At 69.0% G+C, this 22,138-nt stretch carries 16 protein-coding genes and 1 pseudogene; 9 read left to right on the top strand and 8 right to left on the bottom strand.

What is annotated here, in order from left to right; translation table 11 throughout:
• The first annotated feature begins 64 nt into the window (after positions 1-64).
• Positions 65-1,504 carry a hypothetical protein gene (locus tag ISF28_RS10135; RefSeq protein WP_198117057.1) on the top strand — a complete coding sequence of 480 codons (1,440 nt, stop codon included), beginning with the start codon at positions 65-67 and terminating at the stop codon, positions 1,502-1,504.
• Positions 1,501-7,488: an RHS repeat-associated core domain-containing protein gene (locus ISF28_RS10130; RefSeq protein WP_198117056.1), complete on the top strand. Its 5,988-nt coding sequence runs from the start codon at positions 1,501-1,503 to the stop codon at positions 7,486-7,488. The genes ISF28_RS10135 and ISF28_RS10130 overlap by 4 nt, the downstream gene beginning before the upstream one ends.
• Here the strand turns inward: ISF28_RS10130 and ISF28_RS10125 are convergent.
• Complete coding sequence (locus tag ISF28_RS10125; protein WP_198117055.1) at positions 7,457-7,618, bottom strand: hypothetical protein; 162 nt, start codon at positions 7,616-7,618, stop codon at positions 7,457-7,459. The genes ISF28_RS10130 and ISF28_RS10125 overlap by 32 nt on opposite strands.
• A gap of 10 nt (positions 7,619-7,628) precedes the next feature.
• Positions 7,629-8,081: a carboxymuconolactone decarboxylase family protein gene (locus ISF28_RS10120; RefSeq protein ID WP_198117054.1), complete on the bottom strand. Its 453-nt coding sequence runs from the start codon at positions 8,079-8,081 to the stop codon at positions 7,629-7,631.
• Between the two features lie 107 nt (positions 8,082-8,188).
• On the opposite strand from ISF28_RS10120, the gene pdxR reads away from it, so the two are divergent.
• The 5 genes from pdxR to ISF28_RS10095 all read left to right on the top strand — a co-directional run bounded on the left by pdxR (position 8,189) and on the right by ISF28_RS10095 (position 14,793).
• A complete protein-coding gene (gene pdxR / locus ISF28_RS10115) occupies positions 8,189-9,598 on the top strand; it encodes a MocR-like pyridoxine biosynthesis transcription factor PdxR (RefSeq protein WP_198117053.1) in 1,410 nt (469 codons plus the stop codon).
• An 83-nt stretch (positions 9,599-9,681) separates the two neighbouring features.
• On the top strand, positions 9,682-10,353 hold the full coding sequence (locus ISF28_RS10110) for an ABC transporter ATP-binding protein (RefSeq protein WP_198117052.1): 672 nt from the start codon (positions 9,682-9,684) through the stop codon (positions 10,351-10,353).
• The gene (locus tag ISF28_RS10105) at positions 10,350-12,332 is read left to right on the top strand and encodes an HlyD family secretion protein (protein WP_198117051.1); all 1,983 of its coding nucleotides are present in this window, start codon (positions 10,350-10,352) and stop codon (positions 12,330-12,332) included. The genes ISF28_RS10110 and ISF28_RS10105 overlap by 4 nt, the downstream gene beginning before the upstream one ends.
• An 8-nt stretch (positions 12,333-12,340) precedes the next feature.
• Positions 12,341-13,561 (top strand): efflux RND transporter periplasmic adaptor subunit, encoded by a 1,221-nt coding sequence (locus ISF28_RS10100; protein WP_229518984.1) that lies wholly within the window; start codon positions 12,341-12,343, stop codon positions 13,559-13,561.
• Complete coding sequence (locus tag ISF28_RS10095; protein ID WP_198117049.1) at positions 13,558-14,793, top strand: ABC transporter permease; 1,236 nt, start codon at positions 13,558-13,560, stop codon at positions 14,791-14,793. Before ISF28_RS10100 ends, ISF28_RS10095 begins: the two co-directional genes overlap by 4 nt.
• Positions 14,794-14,888: 95 nt before the next feature.
• Here the strand turns inward: ISF28_RS10095 and ISF28_RS10090 are convergent, their stop codons facing one another.
• Positions 14,889-15,320, bottom strand: a complete 432-nt coding sequence (locus ISF28_RS10090; RefSeq protein ID WP_198117048.1) for a hypothetical protein — start codon at positions 15,318-15,320, stop codon at positions 14,889-14,891.
• A gap of 114 nt (positions 15,321-15,434) precedes the next feature.
• Between ISF28_RS10090 and ISF28_RS10085 the strand changes: the two genes are divergently transcribed.
• Entirely contained in the window at positions 15,435-16,967 is a 1,533-nt protein-coding gene (locus tag ISF28_RS10085; protein WP_198117047.1) for a PKD domain-containing protein, read from the top strand.
• A gap of 56 nt (positions 16,968-17,023) precedes the next feature.
• Positions 17,024-18,571: a PKD domain-containing protein gene (locus ISF28_RS10080; protein ID WP_198117046.1), complete on the top strand. Its 1,548-nt coding sequence runs from the start codon at positions 17,024-17,026 to the stop codon at positions 18,569-18,571.
• 94 nt (positions 18,572-18,665) lie between these two features.
• Here the strand turns inward: ISF28_RS10080 and ISF28_RS10075 are convergent.
• The 5 genes and pseudogenes from ISF28_RS10075 to ISF28_RS10055 form a co-directional block, all read right to left on the bottom strand.
• Positions 18,666-18,860: pseudogene (locus ISF28_RS10075) on the bottom strand (transposase domain-containing protein); the annotation flags it as partial.
• Between the two features lie 18 nt (positions 18,861-18,878).
• The gene (locus ISF28_RS10070; protein ID WP_198117045.1) at positions 18,879-19,208 is read right to left on the bottom strand and encodes an L-rhamnose mutarotase; all 330 of its coding nucleotides are present in this window, start codon (positions 19,206-19,208) and stop codon (positions 18,879-18,881) included.
• 9 nt (positions 19,209-19,217) lie between these two features.
• Positions 19,218-20,048 carry an amidohydrolase family protein gene (locus tag ISF28_RS10065; RefSeq protein ID WP_198117044.1) on the bottom strand — a complete coding sequence of 277 codons (831 nt, stop codon included), beginning with the start codon at positions 20,046-20,048 and terminating at the stop codon, positions 19,218-19,220.
• A gap of 25 nt (positions 20,049-20,073) precedes the next feature.
• Complete coding sequence (locus tag ISF28_RS10060; protein WP_198117043.1) at positions 20,074-20,982, bottom strand: GntR family transcriptional regulator; 909 nt, start codon at positions 20,980-20,982, stop codon at positions 20,074-20,076.
• Positions 20,983-21,058: 76 nt separating this feature from the next.
• Positions 21,059-22,069: a zinc-binding alcohol dehydrogenase family protein gene (locus tag ISF28_RS10055; protein WP_198117206.1), complete on the bottom strand. Its 1,011-nt coding sequence runs from the start codon at positions 22,067-22,069 to the stop codon at positions 21,059-21,061.
• Between the last annotated feature and the right edge of the window lie 69 nt (positions 22,070-22,138).

Genomic DNA, 22,138 nt, shown 5'->3' with positions numbered 1-22,138 from the left:
GCGTCGGTGGCCGGCGCAAGCCGTTTCCGGCTATGCAGGCGATGGCATGCGTCTTGCGGACGACTTGCCGGTGCCGCCCGCGAAGGTGGCGCTGGCAGTCGATCCCGGCCGCCGCGACAAGGTCTTATCGAGGGGAATAAAAATGTCTGTCCAAATTATTGGTGCCATTGCAGGAATGCTGGAAGATCTCGTCATCAGCGCGCTGGCGCAAGCCGGCGGCGCACACGCTTCCGGTCACGATCTCGTTCTCGTGCAAGGTGCGACGGGCATCGAAGCGGCGGACGCGCGCGCGGCGCTGGCGGCCGGGAAGACCATCGCGACCGTTCACGCGAAAAAAGGCCACCTCGCCGACGTCAGTCCGGGCGCGGGCATGGACGTGGCCGCCGATCTGCTGCTGCACGCGGTGACGCGCATTCCGATCGACGGCCATCCTGGCATGTACCACACCATCGTCACCATGGTTCCGGAGGGCGGCGCCGCGCCGGCCCGCGCCGGCGTCGTCGACGAACTCGGCACGGCGACCGAACTCCCGGCATCCGCATCGTCCGTGCCGGACACCGTCATCGCCGAAAGCTTGCGCGGGCACGTCGCCCTGCTGGGCGATCCGACGCCGAGCGCCCCCAACGCGCCGCCGGTAGGCACCATGTTCGGCATCCTCACCTATAACCTGCAGACCTCGCGCGAAATCGACCTGACCATGTGGGCCCAAGCCGGTAGCAAGCAGACGTGGTCGATCAACATGAGGCAACAGTATTTCGTCTACTACGCCAACGGCAGCAGCCAGCAGCCCCAGTACGTCGTGATGCTCGTCCAGGACGGCACCGTCAATGCCTGCCAGATGGATGCGCAGAATAACCTCCAGATGTGCAGCAACTTCGAAGGCGCGCGCGTGTACGCGCTGTCGACCTTTACCAATACGACGACCGTGGCGTCCGGCGCGTTGACGTTGACGCAATGGTCTCCGGACCCGGGAACGACGGCCGACCCCGTGCCCTGCACGGTCTCGCAGGTCATGTCCGTCCTGGTGCCCGGCGACGGCGGGCCCGTGCCCCAGCAGTTCGCCGCAGGCATTTCCACCTCGGCGCCGAATCCGAACTGGGGCGTCCAGCCGACAGGCAACCCTGCCACCGGCGAAATCGCGTGGGCATATTACAACAACAACAACTGGAACGGCCTGGCGAATACGCCGGACACCTTCGGAAGCTGGTGGGGCAACGTGATCGACGACAACGACAACGTCAACCCGATCGATGTCAACGCCTGCAATGGTGCGGCTTTCTACGATACCGCCGTCTACACGATCCCGGCCAACGCCTGCGACGCGCCGCTTCCGGTGCAGTTCGGATTCGACCAGCACATCCAGCTCTACGGCTTCTGCAACCGCGGCAATTCCACCGTATGGCACCGCCAGATCGCGTGGTACGGGTTCGATGTCGGCATGACGCTGCCGCAATGGGATCTGGTCCAGGTCTCACATTCCGCCGCGCTGTCGGAGGCCCTATGAGCGGCCTGGTCGGCACCCTTCCGGGTGCATTGCGCGTCGACCACAACGGCGGCGCATCGTTCAACGTTGCCATCGATGTGCCGCCGGGAATCGCCGGCGCCGCCCCGCAACTCGGCTTCGGCTACACGAGCCTGGCGGCCAACGGCCCCCTCGGGGTGGGATGGGCCCTGTCGGGCATGTCCGTGATCGAGCGGTGTCCGTCGACGCTGGCACAGGACGGCTACCTGGGCGGCATCACGTTCTCCGACGGCGACCGGCTCATGCTCGACCAGTCGCGCCTGGTCGTGCGCAGCGGCGCCGGTTATTTTGGCGCGGACACCGTCTATGAAACGGAGATCCAGACCTGGCACAAGGTCGTGCCCGTCTACGCCGGTACGCCGAACCGGCATGGGCCCGACGGCTTCGTCGTGTACCAGCGCGACGGCCGGGTCTTTCGCTACGGCGCCACGCCCGATTCGCAAGGGGTCGTCGGCGACGACAATCCCAGCATCCGCGCGTGGTACCTGAGCAGCATCACGGACCGGAGCGGCAACGTCATCAGCTTCTCCTACGTCGACGCCGGCGCGGGCGGCACGCGCCTGCCGGGCCGGATCGACTACACCGCCAATCCCGGCGCCGGCGTGGCGGCCCGGCGCAGCGTGCGCTTCGGCTATGAAGCACGCACCGACGTCGAGTCCGCGTTCGTCGCCGGCTATCCGGTCAGCACCACGCTGCGGCTGCATGACGTCGTCACGATGATCGACGACGCCACCGTGTCGACCTATACGCTGGCCTACGAATACGGCAGCGCGACCGGGCGCAGCCGCTTGGTGGCGCTCACCCGTGCCGATGCGAGCGGCCAGGCATTGCCGCCGACCACCTTCACCTGGCAGGACGGCGCAGCCAATTTCGGCACCGCGGTCGCGTTCGACGTGGGGCAGATCCAATGGGGCGGCACCTTGCTGCCGATGGATATCGATGGCGATGGCCGGGTCGACTTCGTCAACGCCTACGCCGGGCCGGAGAACGACCTGCGCATGACCATTTTTCCGGCACGGGCCGACGGCACGTTCGGCACGCCTGTCGCCGTGGCGCCACCCGGACTGCCGTACGGGGGGCAGTTCGTCACGCTCGATGCGAATGGCGACGGGCTGACCGAACTCGTCTATGCGATCGGCAACGACGGCGCGCTGGGCCTGACGTTGTTCACGCCGAAACAGGCAAACGGCACATGGACGCTGGAGCCGGGCCCGCTCCACGGTGCCGGGCATGCGAGCATCGAACCGGGAGCGACGGTCATCGCCGCAGACGTCGACGGGGACGGCATGGCCGACCTGGTCTTTTCCTGGCCGACCAGCGAGGGCCTTCTTGGGCTGACCACGCTGTTCTCGAACGGAACCTCGTTCACGCCTGCGGCAACGGCGCAGCCGGCGCTCACCGTGAGCTATGGGGGTACCCTGTTCGCTTGCGACGTCAACGCCGACGGCATGGACGACCTGGTGTACGCGACCCCGACCGCCGACGGCAACGACCTGGCATTGACCGTCTTCCGCTCGCAGGGGCGCGACGGCTTTGCCGAAGGCTGCGCGGCGCTGGCGCCCGGCGTGCGATACGGCGGCCAATTGATCCCGCTTGACGTCAATGCGGACGGCAACACCGACATCGTGTACCTGCGCGCCGATCCGGACACCGGCAACATGCTGTGCCAGGTCCTGGTCAACGACGGATGCCGTTTCAATGCGGGCGCGTCCGGGTCGACCGGCCTGCCCTACGGCGGCTTGGCGGTGCCCGCTTCGCTGACAGGCTCGGCGGCACCGGAACTGCTGTTGCTGACCCCGCGTGGCGACGGCCTCGCGCTTACCGCGTTCCGGACCTCGGCCGACGGCATCGTGCCCTTGCCCGGACTGACCCAGCCTCCCGCCGGCAGCCGCGTCGGCGGCAACGCCATGCCGCTCGACCTGCGCGGCATCGGCTTGAGCGACCTGGTCTATGCCGTCGACGTCGATGGCGTGCAGGATGCCTTCGTCATGCCCGCGCTGGGACCGTATCCCGACCTGCTGCTGAGCGCGACGAACGGCGTGGGCGCATGCTACGGCGCCGCCTATGCGCCGTTGACCGATCCGGCCGTGTACACGCCGGCGCCGAGCCAGGGCGACGCGATGGAACCGCGCGATTTGCTGCACGCGGCCATCGGCGGCGCGAGCTATGGCTGCGGCGCCGTCCCGCGGCCCGCGTCGGTGGGCGCGCGCCACGTGCTGCAACGCACACCCATCCCCAAGTACGTGGTGCGCACTTGCAGCACCGCCGACGGGATCGGCGGCAGTTGGCAATCCGCATACCGCTACGAAGGCGCGCTGATCGATCGCGGCGGCCGCGGCTGGCTCGGTTTTGCCGCCGTCGAAACCGACGATAGCGACGCCGGCACGACCACCAGGACGACGCTGAACCAGATGTTCCCGCTCAGCCAGACGGTGAGCGCGTCACTGCTCACCCGCACGTCCGACGGCGCCTTGATGCGCGCGACCACCGCGACTTACCAAACACCCGAGGCCGGCGCCGCGTGGCTCGTGCTCGCCACCGGCGGCACCGCCGCCGGCTACAGCTTCGCGAGCCCCGACGGGACCCCGGTCCCGGATACGTCGTTGACGACCGTTACCGCCTACGACGATTTCGGCAACGCCGTGCGGACCGACACGAGCGGTAATGCGCTCGCCGCCGCATCGACCGTCGTGCAGCAATACACGGTCGACGAACCGTCCTGGCAGCTGGGTTTGCTCGTGGCCCGCAGCGAAACGACCGACGGTCCCGCCCCGGCCACGCTGCGCCAGGACCGCTACGCCTACGATCCCGCCACGGCGCTGATGACCGCGCACGACCGCTACGACGACGTCACGGGCCAATGGCTCACCACTGCCTTCGGCTATGACGGGCTGGGCAACCGGACGAGCATGGTCGACCCGTGCGGCAGGGTCAGCACCACGACCTGGGATGCGGAATTCATGACGTTCGTGGCCGCCGACACGGTGGCCGATGGCGATGGGCACGTGCTGGTCCAGACATACACGCATGAACCCGCTTTCGGCCAATGCACCGGCACCACCGACCCCAACGGCGCCTGGCGCAAGCGCGTCATCGACGGGCTCGGCCGCGTCGTCGCGGAATCCCGCACGGCCCCCGACGGGACGCTGGTCGAGACGTCGAGCAACACCTGGTCGATGGAAAACGGCATGCTGTGCCAGTCCGGATCGCAACGCCTGGACTGGTTGGCCGACGCGTGGCGCGTGCATCGCGTCTTCACGGACGGCCTCGGGCGCGTCGTGCGCACGGAGCGCGATCCGGCGGCGGGCGACGCGCCGGTGATCGTCGAGAGCACCTATAACGCCGCCGGCGCCAGGCTGTCGCAGTCGCTGCCCCGGTTCGACGCGGCCCCCGCCGCGCTGGCGCAGTGGGCATATGACGCGTTCGGGCGCGAAGTGTCGGTGTCGGGGCCGGGCGCGGACGGCACGCCCGTCACCACGACGACCGTCTATCCGCGCGTCGACACCGTCACGGCCACCGTCGCCGCCGGTACCGCCGGCGCCCGGACGACGACCGTCCAGTATGCGCTCTGCGGCGGCAAACGGGTTCCGATCGCCAAGACCGATGGCGCCGGCGCGACCTGCGGCTATGCATTCGACGCCCTGGGCCGTCTCCTGGCTCTTACCGATCCGAGCGGCATCGTCACCGAGGCCAGCTACGACAGCCTGGGACGCCAGGTCGCGACCTCGACCAGCCAGTCCGGCCGCGTATTCTCGGCGCGCACCATCGCATACGACGACAAGGACAGGACCGCGTCCGAGACCACGGCCGCAGGCAAGGCCCTGACGCTGCTGCGCGACGGGTTCGGCCGGATCGTCAGGAAAAGCACGGGCAGCGGCCAGGACACGACATTCGTCTATGACGAAACGGATATGCCCTACAGCAAAGGTCGGCTTACGACGGTCCAACTACCATCCGGCGATGTGCTGCGCTACGGCTACGACCCCGACGGCAACGTGACCCAGCGCCACGTCACGATCGATGGCGTCACGTGGACCGTCACCCACGCCTTCCTGCCCGACGGGCGGCGTGCCTCCACCGTGTTCCCGGACGGTTCGTCGCGGACGAATACGTATGTCCAGTCCGGCGTCCTTGCCGCGATCGCTTTCGGCGCGCCGGGCGCGACGGCGCGCCAGGTCATCGGCTACGGCGGCTTCGATGCCTATGACCATCCCGCCCAGGTCGCGTTCGGCAATGGCGTCACGTTGGACCTGGGCTACGATGCCTACGGGCGTTATGCCACGCAACGGGCGACGGGCCGAGGCGGTGCCATCCTGTTCGCCCATGACGTCACGCGAGCGGCCGACGACGCCGTAGTCGCGCTCGGCGCGTCCGGAAGCAGCACGCAGTTTTCCTACGATGCCGTGGGCAGGTTGCAGACGGCCGCAGGCCCGTCGATCGGCGCCCAGACGTTCGCCTACGACAAATCCGGCAATTGCGTCGGCGCCGACGGCACCGCGATCGACTTCCTGGGCTACGCGCCCGTGTCCGGCAACGGCGCGGCGCCGTTCGAGGCCAGTTACGACCTCGACGGCGAATTGACGCAACTGGTCCGCGAGGGTACGACCACCGACTACGCCTACGACGACGAACGGCGCCTGGTGTCGGTCACCCGGCAGGACGGCACGGCCGGCGCGGACTACGTCTACGATCATCTGGACCGCCGCCTCGCGAAAACGGAACAGGGCATCACGACCTATTACGTCAGTGCCGAGTACGAGGTCGTCCGCTTCGCCGACGGCAGCGTACAGCACTCCTGCATGGTCGGGGCGCGCGGCGGGCGCGACTACATCGTCACCACGGTCGAGCACGGTGTTGCGACGCCCTGCGCCGGCATTCCCGCGGCCGGCGAGGCATTCTTCATCCATGACCAGATCGGCAGCACCAGGGTGGTGCTCGATGGCGGCGGCGCCGTGGCCGCCGCACTCGAATATGACGCCTTCGGCGGCCTCGCGCAGGCATCGGGAACGACCGGGTTCCGCTACCGGTTCAGCGGGCGCGAATACGACACGGTCGCGGGTGCGTACTATTTCGGCGCGCGTTACTACGACCCCGCGCTGCGGCGCTTCCTCACGCCTGACGACCAGTTGGGCGGCGGGCTGCTCGACCGCGACACGTTCAACAGCTACGCGTACGTGGCGAACGACCCGCTCGACCTGGTCGACCGCGACGGCCATTCGTGGTGGGACTTCGCGGGCCAGATCGTGCTGGACGTAGCGATGGTGGCGGTCGGCATCGCGGTCGTCGGGCTCAGCGGCGGCGCCGCGGAAATGGCCGGATCGACACTGATCGGCGCGGGCGTGGGCGGACTCGCGTACGACATCAAACAGGCCGCGCACGGGAACGGCGCGCACGTCGGCTGGAACGACTGGGGCATACAGGTCGGCATCGGCGCGGCAACCGGACTCGTCACGAGTGGCGTCGCCGTCGGTGCCGGCAGTGCGTTGGCCGGCGCCCAAGCGACCACCAGGCTGCTCGCGATGACGGCGATCATGGCCGTCACGGGCGCCGGCACCAGCATGGCCGCGGCAGTGGCCAACGACGCCCTGACGGGATCGAGCCTGACGAGCGGATTGGCGCTGGCCGGATTGACGGGCTTTGCGGCCGGATACCTGGGCGGAATGGGTTCGGCGGCAGCCAAGAGCATATTCGGCGAGGCGGCGGCCGAGGCCGGAGCAGGGATGGAAAGAGGCGCTGCCCAGGAGGCTCCGGCCGAGGCGATATCGGGCGAGTCAGCCGCTCCAGCGCCGGAAGGCGATCCCGCCCCCGCGCAACCGGTGGCCGCCGCGGCACGGCAACCAAGCCGGTTGAGTTGGGCCACGCTCCGTGACCTGATCGGACGGCCGGCCTGGGGGCCCATCAGGAATACGAGTCCCCGGTTCGTGTTCGGCTCACTCAGAAGCGTCCTGATTGCCGCCTTGCTGTAGCGCCGGCGCCGCGCTCATTGCCGGCGCGGTGGAACCGCGGCTTCACTATCGTCCCGGTCCCGTGCGCGCCGGCGGGTGGCGGCAGCGCGGCCAGCAGCGCCAGGCAGGCGGCGGACAGGATCCGTGTCATGACGCGCTCCTCACCGGGCCGCAGCAAACGGGACCGCGCGGAAGCCGATGGCCATGCGGTTGTAGGCATTCATCAGGCCGATCGCGATGGTCAAATCGGCCAGTTGCCGCTCGCCGAACACGCTCGCCGCGGCGGCGTAATCCGCATCCGGCACGCCCGTCTCCGCCACGCGCGTCACGCTCTCGGCCCACGCCAGTGCCGCGCGCTCGGTCGCGTCGAACAACGCGCCGGCCTCGCGCCAGGCGGGAACCAGCACGAGCTTCTCGACGTTCACGCCTTCCTTCAGCAGATCGCGCGAATGCATGTCGATGCAATAGGCGCAGCCGTTGATCTGCGATACGCGCAGGTAGACGAGGTCGACGAGGATCTTGGGCAGGCCGCTTTGCATGACGTGGCCGTACACGCCACCGAGTGCCTTCATGCCGGCCGGGCTGGCCGCGTTGTAATCCATGCGCTGTGTCATTCGATATCTCCTGTTCGACGTTGCGGCACATGCCGCAGGAGAATCTTGCGCCATCGGGTGGCCAGGAAACAGTGCCAAGTTCGATCATTTTTAATGTACCATCGGCCATGACCTCGCTGCCCATCGGCGTCGACCGCGCCCGGAACGTCCCCCTCGCGACGCAGATCTACGCCGCCATCCGCGCCGCGATCGAGTCGGGCCAGATTCCCGCCGAAGCCAAGCTGCCGTCCTGGCGCGACCTCGCGGCCCAGCTGGGGGTGTCGCGCGGCACGGTGCGCCTGGCCTACGAGCGCCTGATCGACGAGCAGCTCGCCACGAGCTTCGGCGCCGCCGGCACCCGCGTCACCCAGCGTCCCGCCGCGCCGGCAGCGGCCGGGCGCGCGCCGGATGCGCCGCCGATGCCGGACCTGTTCCACGCCTTCGGCGCCGCGCCGCTGGCATTCCAGATGGGCGTACCGGCCCAGGACGCGTTCCCGTACAAGCTGTGGTCGCGCATGGTGACGCGGGCTGCCCGGCGCACGGCCGCCGCCCCCGTCGGCTACCCCGACCCGCGCGGCGACCCGGACCTGCGGCGCGCAGTGGCGGCATATCTCGGGATCGCGCGGGGCATCCGCTGCAGCCCGTCGCAAGTCTTGATCACGGCGGGCTTCGCGGGCGCGCTGGGGCTCGTGCTGCGCGCGCTCGGGTTGGCCGGCAAGTCCGCCTGGTTCGAGGACCCGGGTTTCCCGCTCACCCGCACGGCCCTGTCGCTCGCCGGCCTGACGGTGACGGCCGTTCCCATCGACGCGGACGGGCTCGACGTCGCCGCCGGCATCCGGCTGGCCCCGGACGCGCCGCTGGCCGTCGTGACGCCCGGCCAGCAGGCGCCGCTCGGCATGACGATGACGCTCGCGCGGCGGCGCGCCCTGCTCGATTGGGCCCGGGCCAACGGCGCCTGGATCGTCGAGGACGACTACCTGAGCGAGCTGCAACTGGAAGGACGCGCGGCCCCGGCCCTCGCCGCGCTCGACGACGGCGGCCGCGTCCTGCACGTCGGCACGTTCAGCAAGACCATCAGCCCGGCCCTGCGCCTGGGCTTCCTCGTCGTGCCTCCGGCACTGGTCCGCCTGTTCGGCGACGTCGCCGCCTGCCTGGCGCCGGCACCCGGCGCGCCCGGCCAGCGCGCCGTCGCGGACTTCCTGCAGGAGGGCCACTACTTGCGGCACCTGCGCCGGATGAAGCGGCTGTATGCGGGCCGGCGCACCGCGCTGCTGCGCTGCCTGCACGAGGAAGCGCGGGGCGCGCTCACCGTGCAGGCGACGGCCGGCATGGCGGTCGTCGCCCGCCTGCGCGACGGGGCGTCCGATGTCGACGTCGCGGCGCGCGCGCTGCAAGCCGGGATGGCGCCGGTGCCGCTGTCGCCGTGGCATATGCATATGCCGCAGTCGAGCGGATTGCTGCTCGGCGTCACGAACGTCGATCCGGGCCGCGTCGCGGCCGATTGCCGCCGGCTGGCCGACCTGGCGCGGGCCAGGTGAGATTGTTGCAATGACAAAATAATATACGGCCTGGCGATTTTAAGAATTGACAAGCTGTTGTTTCGTCGGAAATACTTTCCGACATGATAGAACTGAGTGCCATCCGCAAGACCTACCGCCTGGGCGGCAGCGACATCCACGCGCTCGACGGCATCGACCTGCACGTGGCACAAGGCGAATTCGTCGCCATCATGGGCCCGTCGGGCTCCGGCAAGTCGACGCTGCTGAACGTGCTGGGCGGCCTGGACCGCCCCGACAGCGGCCGCTACCGCCTCGCGCAGGACGAGATCAGCGCCCTCGACGACGACGCCGCGTCCGCCGTGCGCAACCGGCGCATCGGCTTCGTGTTCCAGTCCTTCCACTTGCTGCCGCGCCTGACGGTGCTGGAAAACGTGCTGCTGCCGCAGCGCTACGCGCGCCAGCCCGATCCGGAAGCGCCCGCCCGCGCGCGGGCCCTGCTGGAACGCATCGGCCTGGGCCAGCGCCTCGACCATCTGCCCGGCCAGTTGTCGGGCGGGCAGCTGCAGCGCGCCGCCATCGCGCGCGCCCTGCTGAACCAGCCGGACGTGCTGCTGGCGGACGAACCCACCGGCAATCTCGACTCGCACAGCGCCGCCGACGTGATGGCCCTGCTGCGCGAGCTGCACGCGGGCGGCCAGACGCTGGTGCTGGTCACGCACGATCCGGCCATCGCGGCCGGCGCCCAGCGCACCATCCACTTGCGCGACGGCCGCGTGGCCGCCGGCCAGCCATGAAGCGCCGCGCCCTCGCCGCCGGATGCGCGGCCGCGGTGCTGGCGCTGGGCGTCGCCGTGTCGCATTCCGATACGGCCGCCAAGCCGCCCGCCGGCGCGCCCGCCGCGGCCGCCGCCGGCGCCGGCGCGCGCCCCGTCCTGCTGACCGGCGAAGTCGAAGCGCTGGATTCGCAAACGATCTTCGTGCCGCCGTCGAACAGCGCGCCGATCGTCCTGCGCACCTTCGTCGCGGAAGGCACACCGGTCAAGAAAGGCGACGTGGTGCTGCGCACGGATGCCGGCGGCGCCACCAACATCGACCAGCTCAGGATGAACCTGGAGCACGCCCGCGCCAACGCGGACAGCGAAACGGCCAAGCTGGAAGTGGCCGCCGTCGAAGCCGAGAAGCAGCTGGTCAGTGCGCAGGCCGCGCTGGCCAAGGCGAAGGTCGACGCGGCGCTGCCGAAACAGCAGATCGGCGCGCTGGACTACGACCGCCACCAGGCGGAGCTGGACCGCGCCACGCGCGATCTCGCGATCAAGCGGGACGGCCTCGCGAATGCCCGCGCGGCCGTCGCCCGCCGCAAGGAGGACGGCGCGCTGGAAGTCAAGAAACTGCAGATCGACGAAGCCTTCAAGATCGCCCAACTGGCCCTGGCCGAGGTGCGCGCGACGCGCGACGGCGTCGTCGTGCACGGCTACAACCCGTTCAACGGCGAGCGGCTGGACGAGGGCTCCTCGGCCTGGCCCGGCAACGCGGCCGGCACGGTGCTGGGCGACGGCCGCATGGTCGTCACGGCCTGGGTGCTGGAAGCGGACCGGCCCTACCTACGCGACGGCCAGGCGGTCGGCCTGCGCTTCGACGCGCTGCCCGGCGTCGCGCTGACCGGCAAGGTGGCGACCATCACCAGCGCGCCGGAACCGCGTCCCCGCTGGGGCCTGGGGCGCTATTTCCGCGCCACGATCAACCTGCCCGAGCATCACGGCCTGCCGCTGACGGCGGGCATGAGCGTGCTCGTCGAGCCGCTGGCCAAGGGCGTGACGACGGCGTTCGCGCTGCCGGCCAAGGCGCCGGCCCCCGCCGCGCTGACGATCGAAGGCGAGATCGCGTCGCGCCGCTCCATCCCCGTGGGGCCGCCGTCCATCCCGTACATCTGGCAATACAAGCTCGCCTTCCTCGCGCCCGAAGGCGCGATGGTGCAGGCCGGCCAACCCATCGCCGTGTTCGAATCGGCCGAGGTGGCGACGCGCCTGATCGGGCTGCAAGGCACGCTCAATGAACGCCAGCGCGCGCTGGAGAAGCTGCAGCTGGACCAGCTCGAGGCCGACCGCGCGGGCGTGCTGGCGCAGGCCGAGGCGCAGAGCGAGGCCGAAAAGGCCGAGCGCAAGGCCAGCCAGCCCAAGGAACTGATCCGCCGCGTCGACTACGACAAGCTCGTGATCGAGCGCGGCGAGAAGGTCCGGCTGGCGCAGCTGATGCAGACCCAGCTCGAGGCGCAGCGGCACGCGCGCCTGGCCGAACGCGCCAGCCTGCAGTCGGAGGTGGCGCAGCTGCGGGCCCAGATCGCCGACCTGGTCAAGGGCCAGGCGGCGCTCACCTTCCTCGCGCCGCGCCGGGGCCTCGTCCTGCACCGCGTCAGCTTCAACGGCACGAAATTTTCCGTCGGCAGCCAGGTCTGGATGGGGTTGTCGGTCGCGACACTGGCCGATCCGGACCGGCTTGGCGTCGACGCCAAGGTGCCGGAAGCGCAGGCGGCCGGCGTGCAGGTGGGCCAGGCGGCGCGCGTCACCGTCGCCGGCGCGCGCCGGGCGCTCGCGGCGCACGTCACGGGCCTGGGCCGCGCCTTCCATGGCAAATCGGCGGCGCAGGCGGCCGTCGTGCGCGACGTCCAGCTCGAATTCGACGCGCCGCCCACGGACGTCAAGCCCGGCGCCGCCGTCCAGGTGGACCTGCTGCCGGGCGCCGTCCGCAAGATCGCCGCAGCCACGCCCCAGCCATGAGAGACCCGATGTCCCCTCCCCGCACCGTTGCCGCGCTGGCGCTCGGCCTGGCCGTCGCCGCCCTGTTGTCCGGCTGCGGCGCCGCGTCGGCGCCGGCGGCCGGCCCCGCCGAGATCCTGGCCGCGCGGGCCTGGACCGAAACCCTGGAAGCCGACGGCGAGATCCAGGCCGCCGCCAAGACGCCGCTCACGGTGCCCGGCAGCGGCTGGACGAGCCGCATCCTGGTCGACATGGTGCCGGACGGCAGCAGCGTGACGAAAGGCCAGGTGGTGGCCCGCTTCGACGCGCCGCAGGCGCGCGCGGAACTGTCGCAGGCCGACGTCGAACTGCTGCGCAAGACGCTGGCCGAACAAGCCAACCGCGACAACGCGGCCGTCGAACGGGGCGTCCTGGCCGGCGACCGCGCCAAGGTCGAGGACGACCTGGCCCTGTCGCGCCGCTATGCCGGCGTCGACCTGTCCGTCTTCGCCCGCAACAAGATCCTCGACGCGCTGGCCGACGTCGGCTTCCTCACGAAGAAACGCGCCTACCTGGACTGGAAAGGCGGCCAGGTGCAGGCCCGCACGGCCGCGCAGGACGCCGTGCTGCACTCGCAGCGCGACAGCGTGCTGCAGAACGCCGCGCAACAGCGCAAGAGCCTGGAATCGCTGGAACTGGTGGCGCCGCACGACGGCGTGTTCATGCTGGCGGCGCGCTGGGACGGCGCCAAGCCGCAGGTCGGCGCCAACCAGATGGCGGGCGAGCCGTTCGGCACCCTGCCCGACCTCGACCAGCTCGTCGCCCACTTCAGCGTGCCCGAGGGCCAGGCGTACGGCCTCAAGCCGGGCCTGCCGGTGCGCGTGCGCCTGGCCGGCACGGGCACCGAACTCGATCTGCTGGTGACGCGGGTCGGCAACAGCGCCAGCACGATCTCGCGCGAATCGCCCGTCAAGTACAGCGATTTCGACGCCGCCATCGCGACCGCCACGGCGCGCAAGCTGGGGCTGCGGCCGGGCCAGGCGCTGCACGGCACCGTGCGCCTGGTGTCCAAGGCGTCCGCGCTGACGGTGCCGAACATCGCGCTGGTGCAGGACGGCGCCGCCTACGCCGTGTACACGGACGACGGCGGGCATCCGGTGAAGCACAAGGTCGAACTGGGCCTGCGCGGCCCGGTCCGCAGCGAAATCAAGAGCGGCCTCGCGCCCGGCGCGCGCATCGTGCTGCTGCCTCCGAAAGAAGCCAAGACATGAACCGCGCCCTGATACTCGAAGCCGTCGCCGAACTGCGGCGGCGCAAACTGCGCACCGGCCTCACGTTGCTGGGCATGATCTTCGGCGTGGGCGCCATCGTCGCCATGCTGGCCGTGGGCGAAGGCAGCAAGCGCGAGGCGCTGCGGCTGGTGGCGGAACTGGGCCTCAACAACGTGCTCGTCGAGAGCAAGGGCATCGACGCCGAGCAGTTGAAGGACGTCCGCACCCGCTCGCTGGGCCTGTCCGCGGCGGACGCCGAAGCGGCGCTGGCCGTGGTGCCGGGCGCCCGTTCGGTGGCGCTGAAAAAGGAAATCAAGGTCGACCAGATGATCGTCGGCGACCGGGTCGTGAGCGGGCGCGCGTTCGCCGTCTCGCCGGCCTATGCGGAGCACGGCGGCCTGCGGCTGCAGGCCGGACGCTGGCTCACCCGGACCGACGCCGCCACGCTGGCGCCCGTGTGCGTGCTGGGCGCGCGCCTCGCGCACACGCTGTTCGGCAGCGCGCCGGCCATCGGCCAGCGGGTCAAGGTCAACCACGTCTGGCTGCAGGTGGTGGGCGTGCTGGCCGACCGCACGCTCGCCAAGTCGGAATTCGAAGGCGTCAAGCTGGGGCTGGACGACGATCGCCTGTTCGTGCCGTGGGAAACGGCGCGCGCCCGGTTCGGCTTCCGCCGCATCGAGGACGAGGTGGACGGCATCAGCGTGCGCCTGGACGGCAAGGTGGCGCCGGACGACGCGGCGCGCGTGCTGCAGGCCTTGATCGACCGGCGCCACGGCGGCGTGGACGACACGAACCTCATCGTGCCCATGGGCCTGTACCGCCAGAACCAGCAAACGCAGCGCATCTTCACCATCGTCATGAGTTCGATCGCGGCCGTGTCGCTGCTGGTGGGCGGCATCGGCATCATGAACATCATGCTGGCCAACGTGCTCGAACGGCGCCGGGAAGTGGGCCTGAAACGGGCACTGGGCGCGCGCCGCCGCGACGTGGTGGAACAGTTCCTGGCCGAGGCGCTCGTGATCGCCGTCAGCGGCGCCGCGCTCGGGCTGGTGGTGGGGGCCGTGGCGGCCTACAGCATCGCCGCGCTGGCCGGGTGGTCGGTGGCCTGGTCGCCTCTGAGCCTGCTGGCGGCCGTGCTGGCGTGCGTGGCGGTCGGCCTGGGCTTCGGCGTCTACCCCGCGCGCCAGGCCGCGGCGCTGGATCCGATCGCGGCGCTGCGCAGCGACGGCTGACCGGATCCGCAGGCGCCTGGAGCCTATCACACTAGGGTGGGCACCCTGTTTAGCACAGGGACATCGGTAACACATGTCTAGAGACATGGGTGACACTACCTGGTCGCCATTTTAGCGGCGTTGAGGTTGATTTGGCCGACCTCTTTGTGGCAAAAGATGATCGTTAATACGCCGTCTTTTTCTGTCGGTCGAATGGCGACGCTTTCTTGATACAGTCCTTCGCCCAGACCTTCACGATCTAACATCACCTCGTCCCCCCCGCCCTTTCCGTATCCTCGCCATTGACTCAACAAGCCGCGGATCGGAACGTTGACGTCATCAGCGGTCATGGTTGTGGCGTAGCGGGAAAAATCGAAGCCGGCTTTGGCCGCGGTCTGGCGAACGGCCAACTTTGTATTCCAGAGCAACGAAATGCCGACATGAACGACAACTCTGACGAAGCTTCGATCCAGCGCAAGAAACTCGTCGGCGCACGGCTTGTTTGGTCCGGCTTCCCTGCCTAGATTGAGTCGCGTGGGCTCATGCACGGCGCATGGCCGCACAACTGCCGGCACTGTTTTGGAGGTCAGCTGTCCAGGCACCTGCGGTTCGCGTCACTGAACAGGCAGATACCGGTCATGCAGTTTCCACTTGGAGGAGCTATGAAGCACGATGTCCTGCAGGGCTTCAACCCGCGGCGCGCGCTCCTGCTGTCGCCCTTGGTGTTGTTCGGGCTGGCCAGCGCACAAATGGCATCCACCGCGCCGGCCCCGGCGTCGCCAGCGGCCACGATGGCGCCGGCCGCGAGCTACAGCGTGGTCAACCTCGGCGAAGGCGCCGTCGGTCGCGCCGCCATCAACCGGTATGGGCAAGTCGCCTATGGGATCGACCGGTCCGGATTCTTCTACGACGGGTCGCGGATCATCCCGATTCCCGGCATCGCCGGCGCAAGCCTCGTCGCTCCGATCAATCTCAACGACAAAGGGCAAGTGGTCGGCGCCGCCGCTGTCGGTGACAACAACGGCAATATCCATGCGTTCGTATGGAGCAAGCAGACCGGCACGCGCGACCTGCTTCCGCTTGACCACGCATCGACTGCCGAAGCGCGGGACATCAACAACTACGGCGTCGCGGCAGGCGACTCGCTGCAGGACCCGGCCGGGAGATTGCCGGGCCATGCGGTCCTGTGGAAGGCACCGGGCCGCAGGTACGACCTGGGGGCGCTCGGCAAGGGACTGTCGTTCGCGGAGGCGATCAACGATGCCGGGCTTGTGGCGGGCGACTCCTACCTCCACGGCACCATCTTGCACGCATTCGCGTGGACACGCGCGACCGGCATGATCGATATCGGAACGCTCCCTGGCGGCACCGTGTCCGAAGCGCGCGCGGTCGACGAATTCGGCGAGATTGCGGGTAACGCGGATGTGGCCCCGCTGGAGACTCACGTGTTCCTGTGGACCCGCACGGCGGGCATCCGCGACCTGGGCGCCGCCGGCGCGGACACAGCGACCATGCTGGGCATGAGTACCCGCGGACGGATCGCGGGCGAGCTGCTCACACGCGGTGGAGAGCACGCGATGACCTGGACACATGCCACCGGCATGCTGGACATCGGCACGCTGCCAGGCGGCGGCAGCGCGCGGGCCTGGGCGGCCAACAACTACGGGCAGGTGGTGGGAGACTCACAGCTGAACGGCCAGGCGCAATACCGCGCTTTCATCTGGACCGCGCAGACTGGCATGATCGACCTGAACACGCGGGTCCGGAACCTGCCGCAGGGCATGGTGCTGCAGCAGGCGAGCGCGATCTCGGACGACGGCTCGATCGTGGTCCGCACCATCGGTGGCCTGGTGCTGCTCAAGCCCGGGCGCTGCGGATGCGGCGCTGCGGTCGGCCCGATCCAGGCGCCCGGGGTCGTGACAGCGGGTTCGCCCTACCTCGTCTCGGCCAGCCTGTCTGACGAGGACACGTCCACGGTGCACACCGTCAGCTGGTCGTGGGGTGACGGCAGCAGTGAGCCCGCACGCAATGCGATCGAGCGCAAGGGCGATGGCAACGCGAGCGCCAGCCACGTCTTCAGCAAGCCTGGCACCTACCGGGTGACGCTGCAGGTCAGCGACAAGTCCGGGCACAGGGCGACGGTGACGCGCAAGGTGGTGGTGCAAGGGATGACGGCACCCGGCCAGCAGGGCTGAAAAGAGCACGTAACACACTCACCTGACCACAAACGCAGCTTCCACATGGAGGATCTATGCCGCACCATACCCTGCAATGCCTGACCCGGCCCCTCCCGCTGTTGGTGCTGCCTTTGCTGTTGTCCGGATTGGCCTGCGCGCAGACCATCTCGACGCAGCCCGGGTCCGGCGCGGCGGCAATGCAAGAGGCGACGATGGCTCCGGCGCCAACCTACAGCGTCGTCAACCTCGGCACCGGTCAAGTGATCCGCGTCCCGGTCATCAACAAGTACGGACAAGTGGCGTACAACATCGGCGCCGCTGCCTTCTTCTACGATGGCACGACGATCATCGATATCCCGGGCCTGGACCGCTCGCTGAACAGCACCGCCACCGGCTTGAACGACAAGGGACAGGTCGTGGGCACCAGCCCGGTCGGCAACACAGGCCTGGTCCACCCTTTCATCTGGAGCAAGGAGGCGGGCCTCTTCGATCTGCTGCCGTTGGACGACGCTCCGTTTGCCGAGGCGCTCGACGTCAACAACTACGGTGTCGCCGTCGGTGACTCGTACCGTGACCCCACTATCACCCTGCCCGGTCATGCGGTGCGGTGGACGGGCCCTGGCAGCAAGCGCGACCTCGGATCGCTCGGGACCGGGCAATCGCTTGCCATCGCGATCAACGATGCGGGCCTCATCGCCGGCAATGCCGTTCTCTCGCCGGACGTCGTCCATGCCTTCGCCTGGACACCCGCGACTGGGCTGATCGACATCGACACGCTGGGCGGCGGCAACCAGTCCGAGGCCCGCGCGGTCGACGAACTCGGGGAAATCGCCGGCAACGCGAGCATCGCCAACGGAAGGAGCCATGTGTTCCTGTGGACCCGCTCCGGCGGCATCCGCGACCTCGGCACCGATGGTGGCGTCACCTCGAGCGTACTGGGCATGAGCTCGCGCGGGCGCATCGCCGGGTCCCTCCAGAAAACTCTCGGCCGCGATCACGCGATGACCTGGACGCACAGCTACGGCATGAAGGACATCGGCACCCTGCCCGGCGGACAGATTGCACGCGCGTTGGCCGCCAACAACTACGGTGAGGTGGTCGGCGAATCGGCGTTGAAGGACCCGGCGGTGTTCCACGCCTTCGTGTGGACCTACGCCAGCGGGATGATCGACCTGAACAAGCGGATTCGCTACCTGCCCAGGGGCATGGTGCTGCAATCGGCGCTGGCGATCTCGGATAACGGGTCCATCGTCGTGCAAACCAACACCGGGCTGGCGCTGCTCAAGCCGAATCGCTGCGGTTGCGGCGCCGCAGTTGGCCCGATCGAAGCGCCAGCCGTGGTGGCTGCCGGCTCGCCCTACCTGGTCTCAGCCAGTCTGGCTGACGAAAATACCTCCGCGGTGCACACCGTCAGCTGGTCGTGGGGCGACGGCAGCAGCGACCCGACGCAAAATGCCATCGAGCGCAATGGCGAGGGCAGCGCGAACGCCAGCCACGTTTACAGCAAACCTGGAATCTACGAGGTATCCTTCAAGGTTACCGACAAGGCCGGGCATAGCGCTAGCGTGACGCGTCATGTGGTGGTGCAAGGGCTTGCCGCGCCGGTCGACACCAAGGGCTGACGGTCGCCGTACCAAAAAAAACCAGGATCGCAAAGTTAGCTTGCCAGCCGCATTCTCGAGCTCTGCGTAAGCGTCTTCCCGGCACCGTGTCGAGTTATCGAGATCGATACGAGATCATGCTCGTCACACCGCCGGGAAGCGGAGTTCGGCCGGCCAGGTTGGCGGCACAGTTCAAGGGCAGGAAGTCGTCGACACAATTCACGGGATGATCGGCGATATGCGTCAGCACGTGGCGCAACCAGGCTTCGGGGTCGATACCGTTCAGCCTGGCGGTTCCAATAAGCCCATATCAACCCATAATAGGTTCTTAGTCCATGTGGAACACGGGCTCCATCATGGCCCAGTGTTCGCCTGGCGCGCGGCTCGCCAGCGGCACCTGGCACGGGCTGCAGAACGTCCACCAGCGCTGCGTTTCCGGATCGGCCGCGATGTGCCGCATGTCGGCCTCGAAGTCGGTGCCGTGGTATTCCCAATAGCCGAACATCACGTTCTCCGGCTCGCGCAGGAAGATCGTGTAGTTGCGCACGTTGGCCTCGGTCAGCCGCGCCAGCACCTGCGGCCACACGGCGGCGTGCAGCGCCTTGTATTCCGCGATCCTGTCCGGCGCGATGCCGATCATCATTCCCATTCTCTGCATGGTGTCTCCTCAATCGATACGGTAGAAACGGCGGGCGTTCAGCCCGAAGATGGCTTGCCGGTCCGGCTCGCCGAGATGGTCCAGCAGCGACGCGCACGCGGCGATCCAGCCGGCGTAGTCGGCGGCCAGGTTCAGCACGGGCCAGTCGCTGCCCCAGATCAGGCGCTGCGGGCCGAAGCTCGCGAGCAGGTGCGCGACGTACGGGCGCAGGCGTTCGACGCCCCAGCCGGGGCCAGCTTCCGTGACGAGCCCGGACAGCTTGCAGCACACCTGCGGCAGCGCGGCCAGGCGCGCGATGTCGCCGCGCCATGGCTCGAGCACGCCGTCCGCGATCAGCGGCTTGGCGCCGTGGTCGATCACGATCGGCAGCTCGGGATGGCGCTCGGCGAATGCGAGCAGCGCGGGCAGGTGGCGCGGCAGGACCAGCGCGTCGAAGCTGAGTCCATGGCGCAGCATGGCCTGCACGCCAGGGCCCAGCGCGGGGTCGGCGATCCAGTCGCCGTCCGCGATGTCCTGCAGCATGGGACGCAAGCCCTTGAGCGCCGGATCGGCCGCCAGCGCGGCGATGCGCGCCGGCGCGTCGGGCGCCTTCAGGTCGGTCCAGCCGACCACGCCCTTGATGAACGGGTGGCGCCGCGCCAGGTCGAGCATGAAGCGGGTGTCGTCCTCGTTGGGCATGGATTGCACGAGCACGGTCGCGGCGACGCCGTGGCGCGCGAGCAGCGGCGCCAGGTCGTCGGGAAAAAAGTCGCGGTAGATGGCGGAGAGTTCCGGCGGCGGCCAGGCGCCGTTGCGGTCGGCCAGGCGCCAGAAGTGCTGGTGGGCGTCGACGAGCATCATGCGCCCTCCCCCGCCCGGGCGGGCGTCAGCGTGCCTTCATTTCCCGGACGCGGATCGCCTGCAGCAAGGTGCTGCGCGCCGAATTCAAGTGGATGCGCATCGCCTCGCGCGCCTCGGTGACGTCGCGCCGCGCCAGCGCCCGCAGGATGTCCAGGTGCTCGTGCACCGCGTACTCGTTGCGCACCATTTCCTGCGACTTGTCCCATTGATAGTGGTAGTGGAACACGAGCGAGACGAGGTCGAAGAAGCCCAGCGCGAAGCGGTTGTTCAACTGCCCCATCAGGAAGGCGTGGAAGTCCCGGTCGAGCGCCGGAAAATCCTTGTGATGCGTGGGCATCACGGAACCCAGCTGCTCGTGCCGCGCAATCAGCCCTTGCAGCTCCGCGTACGCCGGATCCTCCGGCGCCAGCGCGACGAAGCGGTCGATGGCGGCGAACTCGAACATCTGGCGCATGTCGGCCAGCTCCATCGCGAACGAGCGGTCGAACGCGCACAGGCGCCAGCCGCCGCGCGGCTTCTTCTCGATCAGGCCCGAATGCGAAAAGCCGATCAGGAATTCGCGCACGCTGATCGTGCTCGTGCCGGCCGCGCGCGCCAGTTCCGTTTCCGAGAACTCCGCGCCGGGCGGCAGGTCGCTGCGGTAGATCCGCTCCATCAGCACTTCGCGAATGCGGTCCGCGCCCGTGCGCAGTTCGTCCAGCTCGAAGTAATCCGTGGGCAGCGGCTTGCGCAGCAGGCGGCGTTCCTTCAGGTCGCTGATCAGGCCGCACTCGTGGAAGTGCGCCAGCGCGCTGCGGATCGCCGTGCGGCTGCCCTCCCCCATTTCGGCCATGTGCTGCTCGGTCGGCAGCGGTTCGCCGACCACCACATGGTCGGCAATGTACTGCAGCAGCAGGTTCGCGCTGCGCTTGAAGATGGTGGGAGGTCTGGCCATGAAGTCCGGAGTCCGGTCCGTGTGGACGATCCGCCATTCTACCGGATGTCGGTGCCGCTGCGGGAAGAGTCGCCATTCAAACCTCGACGATGGCCTTGATCACGCCGCTGGCCGGGTCCATCCAGCGCGGCAGGGTGTCGACGAACTCGTCCAGGGTGGCGCGGTGCGTGTTCATGGCCCGCGTCGGCACCAGGCCCGCCTTCACCGCCGCGATCACCTCGCGGAAGTCGTCCACGGTCGCGTTGCGGCTGCCCAGCAGCGTCGTCTCGCGCTTGTGGAACTCAGGATCGGCGAACGACAACCGGTCCGGCACGATCGACACCAGGACGTACGTGCCGCCGTGCGCGACGAAGTCCAGGCCCCGTTCCATGGCCTTGATGTTGCCGGTGGCGTCGAACACCACGTCGAAGAAGTCGCCGTCCGTGATGGCGGACAGCGCCTCGCGGTCGCCCTCGCCCGCCGTCACGGTGTGCGCGACGCGCAGCACGTCCTTGCAGAAGCCGAGGCGGTCGGCGCGCGCGTCGAGCACGGTGACCTGGCCGCCCTTGAGCGCCGCGAACACCGCCAGCGCCACGCCGATCGGCCCGGCGCCCACGACCAGCACGCGCTGCCCGGCCGTCACGGCCCCGCGGCGCACCGCGTGCATGCCGATCGCGAGGAATTCCAGCATGGCCGCGTCGTCCAGCGAGATGCCTTCCGTCTTGAGCACGAACTGCGCGGGCACGGCCAGGTACTCGGCCATGCCGCCGTCGCGGTGCACGCCCAGCACCTGGATCCGGGTGCAGCAATTGGTCTTGCCTTTGCGGCAGGCGACGCATTCGCCGCACGACAGGTACGGCATCACGAACACTTCGTCGCCCGCCGCGAGGCCGGATCCGGCAGGCGCCGTGACCACTTCGCCGGACAGCTCGTGCCCCATCACGCGCGGATAGGCCAGGAACGGCTGGGTGCCGCGGAAGATGTGCATGTCCGTGCCGCAAACGCCGATGCGGCGCACGCGCAGCAGCACCTCATTGGCGGCCGCCACGGGGACCGGCCCGTGCCCCAGGCGCAGTTCGCCGGGGGCCACGCATACGACGCTTTTCATCTGTTCCATTTTTTTCCTTTGTATTCTATAAATTCAGGACAATCATGGGCGAAATGCGGCGCCGTGCCG

This window comes from Massilia rhizosphaerae (genome assembly GCF_016093545.1).
Lineage (GTDB): Bacteria > Pseudomonadota > Gammaproteobacteria > Burkholderiales > Burkholderiaceae_D > Telluria > Telluria rhizosphaerae.
Note: the sequence above shows the minus strand (reverse complement) of the source record. Positions and strands in the feature narration are given on the sequence as shown.